Annotated in this window: 12 protein-coding genes; 4 read left to right on the forward strand and 8 right to left on the reverse strand. The window is 65.2% G+C overall.

The window, feature by feature from the left end:
- Position 1: 1 nt before the first annotated feature.
- The 3 genes from GGC65_RS04745 (at position 2) to GGC65_RS04755 (ending at position 4,146) form a co-directional block, all read left to right on the forward strand.
- Positions 2-1,495 (forward strand): ABC transporter substrate-binding protein, encoded by a 1,494-nt coding sequence (locus GGC65_RS04745; RefSeq protein ID WP_192646107.1) that lies wholly within the window; start codon positions 2-4, stop codon positions 1,493-1,495.
- Positions 1,496-1,537: 42 nt separating this feature from the next.
- The gene (locus tag GGC65_RS04750; protein WP_192646108.1) at positions 1,538-1,957 is read left to right on the forward strand and encodes a DUF4112 domain-containing protein; all 420 of its coding nucleotides are present in this window, start codon (positions 1,538-1,540) and stop codon (positions 1,955-1,957) included.
- A gap of 74 nt (positions 1,958-2,031) precedes the next feature.
- Positions 2,032-4,146 carry a prolyl oligopeptidase family serine peptidase gene (locus GGC65_RS04755; protein WP_192646109.1) on the forward strand — a complete coding sequence of 705 codons (2,115 nt, stop codon included), beginning with the start codon at positions 2,032-2,034 and terminating at the stop codon, positions 4,144-4,146.
- Positions 4,147-4,149: 3 nt separating this feature from the next.
- On the opposite strand, the gene GGC65_RS04760 is transcribed toward GGC65_RS04755, so the two are convergent.
- From GGC65_RS04760 to cyoA, 8 genes are read right to left on the reverse strand one after another with little or no spacing between them, the layout of a single operon-like run.
- Positions 4,150-4,659: a GNAT family N-acetyltransferase gene (locus GGC65_RS04760; RefSeq protein ID WP_192646110.1), complete on the reverse strand. Its 510-nt coding sequence runs from the start codon at positions 4,657-4,659 to the stop codon at positions 4,150-4,152.
- Positions 4,656-5,201 carry a response regulator transcription factor gene (locus tag GGC65_RS04765; protein WP_192646111.1) on the reverse strand — a complete coding sequence of 182 codons (546 nt, stop codon included), beginning with the start codon at positions 5,199-5,201 and terminating at the stop codon, positions 4,656-4,658. Before GGC65_RS04765 ends, GGC65_RS04760 begins: the two co-directional genes overlap by 4 nt.
- Positions 5,198-6,505 carry an ATP-binding protein gene (locus GGC65_RS04770; protein ID WP_192646112.1) on the reverse strand — a complete coding sequence of 436 codons (1,308 nt, stop codon included), beginning with the start codon at positions 6,503-6,505 and terminating at the stop codon, positions 5,198-5,200. The genes GGC65_RS04765 and GGC65_RS04770 overlap by 4 nt, the downstream gene beginning before the upstream one ends.
- Positions 6,505-7,206: an SURF1 family protein gene (locus tag GGC65_RS04775; protein WP_192646113.1), complete on the reverse strand. Its 702-nt coding sequence runs from the start codon at positions 7,204-7,206 to the stop codon at positions 6,505-6,507. Before GGC65_RS04775 ends, GGC65_RS04770 begins: the two co-directional genes overlap by 1 nt.
- Positions 7,203-7,577: a cytochrome o ubiquinol oxidase subunit IV gene (gene cyoD / locus GGC65_RS04780; RefSeq protein ID WP_192646114.1), complete on the reverse strand. Its 375-nt coding sequence runs from the start codon at positions 7,575-7,577 to the stop codon at positions 7,203-7,205. The genes GGC65_RS04775 and cyoD overlap by 4 nt, the downstream gene beginning before the upstream one ends.
- Positions 7,574-8,200 (reverse strand): cytochrome o ubiquinol oxidase subunit III, encoded by a 627-nt coding sequence (gene cyoC / locus GGC65_RS04785; protein WP_192646115.1) that lies wholly within the window; start codon positions 8,198-8,200, stop codon positions 7,574-7,576. The genes cyoD and cyoC overlap by 4 nt, the downstream gene beginning before the upstream one ends.
- 4 nt (positions 8,201-8,204) lie before the next feature.
- Entirely contained in the window at positions 8,205-10,217 is a 2,013-nt protein-coding gene (gene cyoB / locus GGC65_RS04790) for a cytochrome o ubiquinol oxidase subunit I (RefSeq protein WP_192646116.1), read from the reverse strand.
- Between the two features lie 17 nt (positions 10,218-10,234).
- Complete coding sequence (gene cyoA, locus GGC65_RS04795) at positions 10,235-11,419, reverse strand: ubiquinol oxidase subunit II (protein WP_192646117.1); 1,185 nt, start codon at positions 11,417-11,419, stop codon at positions 10,235-10,237.
- A gap of 169 nt (positions 11,420-11,588) precedes the next feature.
- Here cyoA and GGC65_RS04800 point away from each other — a divergent pair, with 169 nt between their 5' ends.
- The gene (locus GGC65_RS04800; RefSeq protein ID WP_192646118.1) at positions 11,589-12,914 is read left to right on the forward strand and encodes an MFS transporter; all 1,326 of its coding nucleotides are present in this window, start codon (positions 11,589-11,591) and stop codon (positions 12,912-12,914) included.
- Positions 12,915-13,047: the final 133 nt, after the last annotated feature.

Below are 13,047 nucleotides of genomic sequence, written 5' to 3' on the forward strand. Positions count from 1 at the left end.
AATGCGCTTCGTCCGTCCCGCCGCCGCTCTGTTGCTCACCGCATCGCTACCGTTCGCGCTCGCCAGTTGCGGCCTGTTCGGCGAACGCGGCCCGGTGAAAATCGCCGCCATCGGCCCCATCAATGCCGCCGCCTCCCCCCTGAATGGCGAATTGTCCGCCGCCAACGCCGCCCTGCTCGACGCGACCTCGCAAGGGCTCGTCAGCTATGACGGCGAGGGACAGATCGACACCGGCCTTGCTGACCGCTGGACCGTCACCACCGACGGGCGCAGCTATATCTTCCGCCTGCGCGAAGCCAAATGGACGAGCGGGCGCAAGGTCACGGCCGAGGATGTCGCCGCGATCCTGCGCTCCTATCTCGCCCCCGCGAGCCGTCACGTCCTGAAAAGCGATTTTCCCGAGATCGAAACGATCAAGGCGATGACCGACACGGTGATCGAGATCCGCCTTGCGGTGCCGCAACCCGGGATTCTCGAACTTCTCGCCCAGCCGTCGATGGCGATCGTCAACAAGGGTATGGGCTGGGGACCGATGCGCCCGCGCAAGATCGGCCGCGCGGTGCTGCTCTCGCCCGTTCCCGATCCGCTCGCCGAGGACCCGGAGGCGGCCGAAGCCGCAGCTAATGATCCTGCCGCCTCGATCGAACTCACCGGCACGACGCCGCAAGGCGCGCTCGCGCGCTTCAAGAATGGCTATGCCGATGGCGTCATCGGCGGTCGTTTTTCGACCCTGCCCTATTTCGCGGCGTCGAATATCGGTCGCTCGCGCCTTGTCGTCGACCCCGTCCCCGGCCTGTTCGGCCTCTCCTTCGTCCGCGCCGAGGGTTTCCTCGCGACCGACGCCAATCGCGACGCGCTTGTCCGCGCGATCCGGCGCGAGCGATTGGTCGAGGCGTTCGGCCTGTCCGAATGGCAGCCGCAGGTCACGCTCCGCCCATCGCTCTACGCGCGCGATAGCGGCCCCGCGCCGCTCGTCCCCGTCTGGGCCGAATATGACGAGGCTTCGCGGATTGCGCAGGCGAAGCGCGCCGTCGATGCCTGGCGCGGCGCCGGACGCGAAATCGAGCCGCTGCGCATCGCCGTCCCCGACACCCCCGGCGGCCGCATCCTTTTCGCCTATGTGTCCGCCGATTTCAAAGCGATCGGCGTGCCGAGCCGCCGCGTTCCCATGGCTTCAACCGCCGACCTTCGCCTGATCGACGAAGTCGCGCCGAACGACGATGCCCTATGGGCGCTCCGCCGCCTGTCGTGCCGGCGCGATACGCTCTGCAACCGCGAAGCACAGGAACTGATCGACCAAGCGACGGCCAACATCGATGCCGGCCAGCGCCGCGTGCAGGTGAGCGAGGCCGAGGCGGTTCTTGCCCGCTACGCCCCCTTCATCCCGCTCGCGACGCCGCTTCGCTGGTCGGTCGCGTCGCAGCGCCTGACGGGCCTCCGCGCCAACGGCCGCGCGCAACACCCATTGAATCATGTGATTGCCTTACCTAACTAATACAGCGGCGCTGCAACTTCGAGCGCTTTTGAAAGGACCCCGATGGCCCCTTCGACGCCCCCCGACGCGATCTTCGACGCGCTGATCTCGAATCGCAACGATCCTGCTGCGCTGCGCAAGCGCGTCGAGACGCTGGAAATCCTGCTCGAACGCAGCTTCGTCATCCCCGGGATCAACCGCCCGGTCGGCCTCGACGCGATCGTCGGCCTTGTCCCCGTCGTCGGCGACGTGATCGCCGCGACGATGGGCGCCTACCTCATCTGGGAAGCGCGCAATCTCGGCATGCCGAAGTGGAAGATCTGGCGCATGGTCGGCAATCTCGGTGTCGACACCGCGCTCGGCGCGATCCCGCTCGTCGGCGATGCGTTCGACCTTTTCTTCCGCTCGAACACGCGCAATCTCAAGATCATCAAGAAGCATCTCGACAAGCATCACCCGGGCACGATGATCATCGACCAATAGGCGCTTCGTCATCTTCCCTTGGGGTGTCTAATGCTGCTAGCACAGCGCCTCCACACCCCAGGGGAGACTATTGAATGATCCGCGCCAGCCTTGCCGCGCTTGCCCTCAGCTGTTCGATCACCGCCGTTGTTGCGGCCGCGCCACAAGACAAGGACCCGTACCTCTGGCTCGAGGATATCGAGGGCGCGAAGGCGCTCGACTGGGTCAAAAAGGAAAATGCGGCCACCGACAAGCTGATCACGAGCCGTCCGGGGTTCGAGGCCGACCGCAAGCGCGCGCGCGAAATCCTCGACGACGATCGCCAGATCGCCGAGCCCGGCGAAGTGATGGGCGACACGATCACCAATTTCTGGCGCGACGCGAACAATCCGCGCGGAATCTGGCGCCAGAGCCCGCTCGACGCCTATCTCGCCGGCAAGCCCGTCTGGACGACGCTCATCGACGTCGACGCGCTCGGCAAGGCCGAGAAGCAGAGCTGGGTGTGGCACGGCGCCGACTGCCTTGCCCCCGATTACACGCGCTGCCTCGTCTCGGTGAGCCCCGGCGGTACCGACGCCGACGTGGTGCGCGAATGGGATCGCACAACCAAGAGCTTCGTCGATGGCGGCTTCGCGCTGCCGCAGGCGAAGAGCAGCGTGACATGGGAAGACGCCGACACCTTGCTCGTCGCGACCGACTATGGCGAAGGCAGCATGACCGCATCGGGCTATCCGCGCGTCGTCAAGCGATGGAAGCGCGGCACCCCGCTCGCGTCGGCGGTGACGGTGGCCGAGGGCGAACATGAAGATGTCGGGATGAACGTCTTTGCGCTCGTCGACGGCGGCAAGCGCTGGCCGATGATCAGCCGCGGCAAGACCTTTTACACCACCGATTACCTGATTCGCGGCGTCAGCGGGGACAGCTATCATTCGACGATCATTCCCGACACCGCGAGCGTCCGCGACGTGCTGGGCGGCCAGGCCATCGTGTTCCTCAACAAGGATTTCGGCGAGGGTTTCCCGGCCGGCTCGCTGATCTCGCTGTCGCTCGACGACATGTCGGCCGACCGGCAGGTGCCGATCATCCCGGTCATGGCACCGACGAAGGCGCAGGCGATCGAGGATGTCTCGGCGACCGACAATATCCTGTGGGTCAAGGCGCTCGACGATGTTGAGGGCAAGCTCTTCGCGCTGCGCCAGGATCAGCCGAATGGTCGCTGGAGCCAGAAAGAGGTCCCCCTCACCCCCAACGCCACCGTCAACATCGCGGGCACGATCGGCAAGCGCGACACGATCTTCGCGAGCGCCGAGACGATGCTGATGCCGCCGACGCTTTACGCCGTGTCCGAAACCGCCGCGCCGCAAGCGGTGCAGAGCCTGCCCGCGACCTTCGACGCCAAGGACATGAGCGTCGAAAAGCGTTTCGCAACGTCGACGGACGGCACGAAAATCCCCTATTTCATCGCGCGCAAGAAGGGCACGACCGGTCCTGTCCCCGCGCTCGTCCACGCCTATGGCGGCTTCCGCTCGGCGCAGACGCCGGGTTATCTGACCGGCCAGCCGTACCGCGCCGGGCCGCTCGGGCTGTTCTGGGTCGAGGACGGCAACGCCTATGTCCTCGCCAACATTCGCGGCGGCGGCGAATATGGCCCCGCCTGGCACGATGCGGCGCTCCGTGAAAAGCGCCAGAACAGCTTCGACGACCTTCACGCAGTCGCCGAGGATCTGGTAAAGACCGGGGTCAGCGCGAAAGGCAAGATCGCGATCTCGGGCCGCTCGAACGGCGGCGTCCTCGTCGGCGCGGCGATGACGCAGCGCGCCGACCTTTATGGGGCGGTGATCTCGGGCTCGCCGATCAAGGATATGTGGCGCTACGACAAGATGCTCGCGGGCGCCTCGTGGGTTGCCGAATATGGCGATCCCGACGTGCCCGAGGATTGGGCCTTCCTGTCGAAATATTCGCCCTATCACAACATCCGCAAGGGCGTGAAATACCCGCCGATCTTCCTCTATCTTTCGACCAAGGACGACCGCGTCCACCCCGGTCACGCGCGCAAATTTGCCGCGCGGCTGATGGAGAATGGCAACCGCGTCTATTATCACGAATATCTGGAGGGCGGCCATTCGGTCGGCGCCGACCATGCCGAGGACGCGGTGCGCGCCGCGATGCTCCACGGCTTCCTGACGCGTGAACTGGTCGAAAAGAAATAGGGACTAGAGGCGCTTCGCCATCGGAATATCGTCCTCGACCGTCCCGTCGGCAAGGACGACCCGCTCGGCGAAGCGCCCTTCCTCTACAAAACCCAGCCGCGCATAAAGGCGGATCGCCGCCTCATTGCCCGAGCGCGATACGAGTTCGAGCCGGTTCACGCCGGGATGCTCGGCCGCGATCGCATCGAACAGCGCCGCGAAAAGCCGCGACCCGACGCCCCTGCCCTGCGCCAGCGGGGACACCGCGACGGTCAGGTCGGTCATGACATGCGCAAACTGGCGCGGCTCCATCCGAACGCAATGGACGACGCCAAGGAGCGCGTCGCCGTCGAACGCACCGAGCGCGACGCCGCTTTGTGCGCGGGTGATCACCGCATCGGCGTAAGCGACCGAAAATTCGTCGGGCTCGCGCGCCAATCCGGACCCCGGCACCGCAGCGACCTGTCGCAGCAGCGCCAGCACCGCTGCGCCATCGCCGGTCTGGAGCGCCCGGATGTCGATCCCGTCCGTCATCGTATCTGCCTCTTCTCCAGCTTCCGCGCCAGCGTCCGCCGGTGCATGCCGAGCCGGCGCGCGGTCTCGGATATGTTGAAGTCGGTTTCGACCAGCACCTGGTGGATATGCTCCCACTCGACCGTCTTGATCGACGACTGGCGGTCGCCCACCGGCGTTTCGGCATTGCCGTCGGTGCGGTCGAACGCCGCCTCGATATCATCGGTGTTCGACGGCTTGGCGAGATAATAGGAGGCGCCGAGCTTGATCGCCTCGACCGCCGTCGCGATGCTCGCGAACCCCGTCAGCACGACGATCCGCATCGCCGCATCGGCGGCGCGGAGCGTCTGCACGCAGGCGAGCCCCGACGCGCTGCCGAGCTTCAGGTCGACGACCGCATAGCCCGGCCGGAACGCCTGCAAATGCGCGTCCATCTCTTCGGGACCATGCGCGACCCGCACGTCATAACCGCGCCGCTCGAACGAGCGCTTCAGCGTCCGCGCGAACGCTTCGTCATCCTCGACGATCAGCAATTGCCGCCCATCTTTCTTGGCGTCGGTCATGCTTTCTCTCCGCTCTCGCGCGCAAGCGACGAAATGGGCAGGAAAATCCGCACCAGCGCGCCGCCTTCGTCGCGATTGGACACGCTGGCGCCGCCGCCGAGCTTGCGCAGCACATTGACGAGCAGAAACAGGCCCAGCCCGCCGCCGGGGCGTCCCTTGGTCGAGCGATAGGGCTGGCCGAAATTCTCCAGCATTTCGGGGCTGAAGCCCGGTCCGCGATCGGCGATTTCGATCACCAGCATGTCACCGTCGCGCGAGGTCGTAAAGCTCGTCCAGTCGGGCGACACCTCGGCCGCATTGTCGAGCACATTGCCGATCACCTGGCGCAGCGCGGGGTCCGATACGATCGCGACGTCGGCGCCGAAGCGGTCGTTGAATTCGACCGTGTCCGGCCGGCGCACCGCGCGCGTGTGCGACACGATCTCGTTGAACGCCGCGCGCATCGTCGTGAGCTGCGGCGCCTCGCCGCGCGCCTCGCCCGCCGACATCAGGATGCCGCTGACGATCGCCTTGCAGCGCTGCACCGCGGTGTCCATGTCGGCGAGATCTTCCTGCATCTCGCGATCCTTCGCGAGGCGCGGCGCCGCTTTCCAGTCACCGATCAGCACCGATAGCGTCGACAACGGTGTCCCGAGTTCGTGTGCCGCGCCTGATGCGAGCAAGCCCATGCGCACGATATGGTCCTCCTCCGCCGCACGCTGGCGGCTCGCCGCGAGCGCCGCGTCGCTGTCGCGCAGGTTGCGGCTGATCCGCGTCACGAAGGCGACGAGCAGCACCGCGATCAGCAGGAAACAGACGAAGCTGCCCTGCAGATAAAGCTCCATCGGATCAGCGGCATAGGCGGGCGGCAGCACGAGCGGCGTCGGATCGACGCGCAGCGCCGCGAGCGCCGCCAACGCCGCGGCGACGATCGCCCACGACGATCGCGGCGTCAGCAGGATCGCGCCGATCACCACCTGCAGCAGGAACAGCGAGGCAAAGGGATTGTCTAGCCCGCCGCTATGATGGAGCTGCCAGCCGAGCGCGGCTACGTCGAACAGCAGCACTGCGGTCAGCTCGGCATTGGTCACCGCGCGCCCGCGGCGGAGCAACGCGATGCTCGCGAAGTTGATCGCGATCAGCACCATGATTGCCGCGAGCAGGGGGGCACCCGGAAGCGATATGCCCATCGGCCCGCTGACGATCCCGATCGTCGCCAGCTGTCCCCCGACCGCAATCCAGCGCAGCTGGATCAGCAGCGTCATGTTGCGGCGCCCGGCGGGGGCCCGGACGGGCGCGGCCGGCAGGATGGTCGGGCTGGTCATCAATCGCGGATACGCCACAGCCGCCATGCAAAAAAGAGGCTGAGCGCACAAAGCGCAAACCAGGTCAGCGCATAGACGAGATGATTGTCGGGAAAGCGCACGACGGTCAGCCCGCCGACGGGATAGCCGCCGGGGTTCGGTGTGCTGTCGGCATCGACAAAATAAGGGGCGGCGTTGCGCAGCCCCCGCGCCTTCGCAATTGCCGCGACATCGCGCGAAAACCAGCGATCGGCCGCCGGATCGTTCGAACGAAGGAAGGCGCCTTCGGGCTCGGTCACGCGCAACAGTCCGGTTACGCTCACCGCGCCCGCGGCATTGCCCGCCGCCCGCGCCGCCGGATCGCGCCGGTCCTTGGGCACGAAGCCGCGATTGACGAGCAGCGTGAAGCCCGGGGTTTCGAGGGGAGTCAGAACCCAATAGCCGGGACCGCGATCGGTCACGGCCTGAACCAGCGTCTCGCGATCATGTCGAAACTGCCCGGTTGCCGTTACACGTCGATAGGCGTCATTCTTTGCGTCGACCGCGTCCCATGCAGCCCGCCCCGGAGCCGCCACCGGCTTCGCATGGATGCGCGCATCGACAGCAGCGACCAGCTCATGCTTCCACGCGCGCCGCTCGACCTGCCAGACGCCGAGCATCGCGAGGCCGATCGCCGCGATCAGCGCCGCGGCGGCAAAAGCGCCGCGGCGGGTGCGCGTCACGGTACCTGTCTCGCGTCCTCGTGCGACATCGGCATCATGTTGGTGTTGAGATGGTGCATCACCCACAGCGAGCCCGCGAGCATGATCACGACGACGATGATGGTGAAGACCAGCGAGGTCAGCGACCAGCCGCCCTCGGCCTTTGGCGTCATATGGAGGAAATAGACCATATGGACGACGATCTGGACGACCGCGAAGCCCATGATGATCGCGCCCGTGGCGGCAGCGCTGAGCGGCATCGTCATCACCAGCCAGAAGGGAATGGCGGTCAGGATCACCGACAGCACGAAACCGATGACATAGTCGCGCATCGAGGCGTGCGGCATCTCGATCTCGTCGTGACCGTGCGCAGCGTGAGGATCGGCGCTCATCGCAGCACTCCCATCAGATAGACAAAGGTGAAGACGCCGATCCAGACGACGTCGAGGAAGTGCCAGAACATCGACAGGCACATGACGCGGCGCTTGTTCGCCGCGATCAACCCGTGCTTCGACAGCTGGACCATCAGCGTGACGAGCCAGATGATACCGAAGGTCACGTGCAGCCCGTGCGTGCCGACGAGCGTGAAGAAGCTCGACAGGAAGGCGCTGCGCTGCGGCCCCGCACCGATTTCGATAAGATGGTGGAATTCGTAAAGCTCGATCCCGAGGAAGGCGAGCCCGAACAGCCCGGTGATCGCGAGCCACAGCTGGACGCCCTTCACCTTGCCCTGCTGCATCTGCAGCACCGCAAAGCCATAGGTGATCGACGAGAAGAGCAGCATCGCGGTGTTGAGCGCGATGAGCTTCAGGTCGAACAGATCCTTCGGCGACGGCCCCGCGGCATAGCTGCCGCCGAGCACGGCATAGCAGGCAAAGAGGATCGCAAAGATGAGGCAGTCGCTCATCAGATAGATCCAGAAGCCCAGCATCGTGCTGTGCCCCTCGGGATGCGCATGCTCGTCGAGGTCGTAGAACTGGACGGGTTCGTCGGCGGTGATGGTCTTGGCACTCATCGGATCAGGCTCCGGCCGCCAGCTGGCGGGTGCGCGCTTCCTCGACCGCGGTGACCGTCGCCGCCGGGATGTCGAAATCGCGCTTGTAGTTGAAGGTGTGATAGATCGCGCCGACCACCGTCGCGGCAAAGCTCAGCGCCACCAGCCACCAGATATGCCAGACCAGCGCGAAACCCATGACGAGGCAGAAGCCCGACAGGATCATCCCCGTGCCGGTGTTGCTCGGCATATGGATGTCGCGATAGCCATCGACCGGCCGCTGATGCCCGCGCTTCTTCATGTCATACCACGCGTCGAGGTCGTGGATCACCGGCGTGAAGGCGAAATTATAGTCGGGCGGCGGCGAGCTGGTCGCCCATTCGAGCGTGCGGCCGTCCCACGGATCGCCGCCCGTCGTGTCGCGCAGTTCCTTGCCGCGCCAGATGCTGACACCGAACTGGACCAGCATCGCACCGATGCCCGCGGCGACGATCAGCGCGCCGATGCCCGCGATCACGAACCAGATTTGCAAGCTCGGGTCGTCGAACACGCGCATCCGGCGGGTCACGCCCATCAGGCCGAGGATATAGAGCGGCGTGAAGGCGACCCAGAAACCGACGACCCAGCACCAGAAGCTGATCTTGCCCCAGAAGACGTCGAGCTTGTAGCCGAACGCCTTGGGCCACCAGTAGTTGATCGCCGCGAACAGGCCGAACAGCACGCCGCCGATGATCACGTTATGGAAGTGCGCGATCAGGAACAGCGAGTTGTGCAGCACGAAGTCGGCGGGCGGCACCGCGAGCAGCACGCCGGTCATGCCGCCGATGACGAAGGTCAGCATGAAGGCGATCGTCCACATCATCGGCAATTCGAACCGGATGCGGCCGCGATACATGGTGAAGAGCCAGTTGAAGAGCTTGGCCCCTGTCGGGATCGAGATCACCATCGTCGTGATGCCGAAGAAGCTGTTGACGCTCGCCCCCGACCCCATGGTGAAGAAGTGGTGCAGCCAGACAATGTACGACAGGATGGTGATGCACACCGTCGCATAGACCATCGACGTATAGCCGAAGAGCTTCTTGCCCGAGAAGGTCGAGGTGACTTCCGAATAGACGCCGAACAGCGGCAGCACGAGGATGTAAACCTCGGGGTGACCCCAGATCCAGATGAGGTTCACATACATCATCGGCGACCCGCCGAGATCGTTGGTGAAGAAATTGGTGCCGGCGTAACGGTCGAGCGTCAGAAGCGCGAGCGTCGCGGTCAGGATCGGGAAGGACGCGACGATCAGGATGTTCGAGCAGAGCGAGGTCCAGGTGAAGACGGGCATCTTCATCAGGCCCATGCCCGGCGCGCGCAGTTTCAGGATCGTGACGATCAGGTTGATGCCCGACAAGGTCGTGCCCACCCCGGCTATCTGTAAGCCCCAGATATAATAATCGACGCCGACATTCGGGCTGTAAGCGATCCCCGACAAGGGCGGATAGGCAAGCCAGCCGGTCTGCGCATATTCGCCGACGAACAGCGAGATCATCGTCAGCACCGCGCCCGACGTCGTCATCCAGAAGCTGAAATTGTTGAGGAAGGGAAAGCTGACGTCGCGCGCGCCGATCTGCAGCGGCACGATATAGTTCATCAGGCCGGTGATGAACGGCATCGCGACGAAGAAGATCATGATCACGCCGTGCGCGGTGAACACCTGGTCATAATGATGCGGCGTCAGATAGCCTTCGGACCCGCCGAACGCGAGGGCCTGCTGCAGGCGCATCATGATCGCATCGGCAAAGCCGCGCAGGAACATGATGAGCCCGAGGATCATGTACATGATCCCGATGCGCTTGTGGTCGACGGTGGTGAACCATTCGGTCCACAAATAGCCCCAGAGGCGGAATTTGGTGATCAGGCCAAGCACGGCGAGGCCGCCAAGGACGACGCCGATGAAGGTGACGACGAGGATCGGCTCGTGCAGCGGCAGCGCCTCGAGCGACAGCTTGCCGAGGATCGGACCGGTTTCGGGTGCGGGATGCGGGATGCTCATGAGGATCTCGGGCTCGTTCAGGACAGCGGGCGGTCGGCGGCGGCGGGTGCGCGCAGCGCGGTGCGTTCGGGCTTCGAGGGATGCGGAAGGCCCTCGCCCTTCAGTTTTGCGGGTGCCACCGGCTTTGCGTCGGGGCGGTCGTTCGACATCACCGGCGAGCTGCAATAGGCCGCGACATAGCGCATGCTCCAGCGGGCGGCATCGACGGTGCCGCGCGCTGCGAACTTGTCATAAGTGACCTGCCGGACGTTGCCGATGCCCGCGATGCCCGCGCCGCCCTTGGCGTCGAGCGCCATCATGTCGTGCATGCACATCTTGCCGGGCTCGACGCACATGTTGACGACGGCGTCGAACAGCTGCGGATCGCTTGCGGCGAAGCGGCGGACCGGTTCCTTGTGCGTCGGCTTTTCGAGCTTCAGATAGGCATCGCGGCTGAGGTCGCCTTCGGACGAGGCTTTCGCTTCGGCGACCCATTTGTCGAACTCGCTCGCGGGCAGGCTCTTCACCGCAAAGCGCATATTCGAAAAGCCCCAGCCCGAATAATTGGCCGAGAAGCCTTCGTAAGTGCCGGTCTTGTCGAAGACGCCGTGCAGCTTGGTTTCCATGCCGGGCATTGCGTAAATCTGCCCCGCGAGCGCGGGCACGTAAAAGCTGTTCATCACCGACGAGGAGGATATGCGGAACCGCACCGGCCGGTTCACCGGCAGCGCCAGTTCGTTCACCGTCGCCAACTGCTGTTCGGGGTAGATGAACAGCCATTTCCAGTCGAGCGCGACCACCTGCACGTCGAGCGGCTTGACCTCGGCCGCGACCGGCTGGCCCGGCCCCGTCCGCGCGAGCGGGCGGTACGGGTCAAGCAAATGCGTCGCGACCCACGTCACCGCGCCAAGGCAGATGATGATGAGCAGCGGCGCCGACCAGATGACGAGCTCGAGCTGCGTCGAATGGTCCCAGTCGGGCTTGTACGTCGCCTCCTTGTTCGACGCGCGATATTTCCACGCGAAGAAGATCGTCAGCGCCATCACCGGCACGATGACCAGCAGCATCAGCACGGTCGACAGGACGATCAGGTCGCCCTGCTGGCGCGCGACGTCGCCGGCGGGATCGAGCACGATCAACCCGCAACCCGAAAGCATGGGCAGCGCGGCGAGCAGCGGCAAAAGCCGCAATCGGGCGAGAAAACGGGGGAGATTGCTTGGCATGATGCGCGCCTAGGCCTCCTTTGTTGCACTGCACATAGGACATTTTGTCCAATCCCGCGACCGCTCATCATCGCGCAGGGGCATTTTCATTCCGGGCGATTTTGCCCTATGACCGACTCGTGCCGCCGCATCTTGTCTTGCGGAGGGCGCCAGCTCAAGGATTGTTACCATGGCTGCCGATACTGTGCCCACCACCGAGGTCGAACGCGACGCCCGCGCCCTCCATGACGACGGCCACCGCATCGACCCTGCCGAGATCGCGATCGGCGTCATCATCGGCCGCACCTCCGAATTCTTCGACTTCTTCGTCTATGCGATCGCGTCGGTGCTGGTGTTCCCCAAGCTGGTCTTCCCGCACCTCGACCCGCTGACCGGCACGCTCTGGTCGTTCGCGATTTTCGCCCTCGCCTTCCTTGCGCGCCCCGTCGGCACGATCATCTTCACCGCGATCGACCGCGCCTATGGCCGCGGTGCGAAGCTCACCATCGCGCTGTTCCTGCTCGGCGGCTCAACCGCTGCGATCGCCTTCGTCCCCAGCTATGAATCGGCCGGCATCGGCGCGGCGTTGCTGCTCGCGCTCTTCCGCATGGGCCAGGGCGTCGCGCTCGGCGGCTCGTGGGACGGCCTCGCGTCGCTGCTCGCAATCAACGCGCCCGAGAAGAAGCGCGGCTGGTATGCGATGATCCCGCAGCTCGGCGCGCCTCTCGGCCTGATCGTCGCCAGCCTGCTCTTCATGTTCCTGATCGCGGCGCTGCCGGCCGAGGATTTCCTCGCCTGGGGCTGGCGCTATCCCTTCTTCGTCGCCTTCGCGATCAACGTCGTCGCGCTCTTCGCGCGGCTGCGCATCGTCGTGACCCCCGAATATGCCGAATTGTTCGAGAACCGCGCGCTCGAGCCCGCGCCGCTGCTCGAAACGGTGCGGTCGGAATGGAAGACGATCGTCGTCGGCACCTTTGCTCCGCTCGCCAGCTTCGCCATGTTCCACATGGTCACCGTCTATCCGTTGTCGTGGGTCTTCCTTTTCACCGACGAAACCCCGGTGCGCTTCCTGATGATCGAGGCGATCGCCGCGGTCGTCGGCGTTGGATCGATCATCGCCTCGGGCATTCTCGCCGACCGTATCGGCCGCCGCACCTTGCTCGGCGCCACCGCCGCCGCCATCGCTGCGTTCAGTGGTTTCGCGCCGCAGCTGCTCGATGCGGGCGAGTTCGGCGAGGCGACCTTCATGATTCTCGGCTTCGCATTGCTCGGCCTGTCGTTCGGCCAGTCGTCGGGCGCGCTCTCGTCGAACTTCCAGCCGCGCCACCGCTACACCGGCTCGGCCTTCACCTCCGACCTCGCTTGGCTGTTCGGCGCCGGCTTCGCGCCGATGATCGCGCTCTGGCTTTCGAGCCAGTTCGGGCTGATCGCGGCGGGCGCCTATCTGCTGTCGGGCGCGGTCGTGACGCTCGTCGCGCTTTGGCTCAACCGCGAGCTCGCCAGCACGATCGACTAAGGCTCACAGGCCGGGGGCTGCCGCAGACCCCCAGCCGCCTTGTCCAAGGCGCGGTTTGACCACCGACTCGATCGCCCGCTGCCCTGATGCGCAACCGGTTCGCGACCGCCGCGTTCCTTTTGCATGTTCATGA

Origin of the sequence: Sphingopyxis sp. OAS728, from assembly GCF_014873485.1 — a bacterium.
In the GTDB taxonomy this organism is placed as follows: domain Bacteria; phylum Pseudomonadota; class Alphaproteobacteria; order Sphingomonadales; family Sphingomonadaceae; genus Sphingopyxis.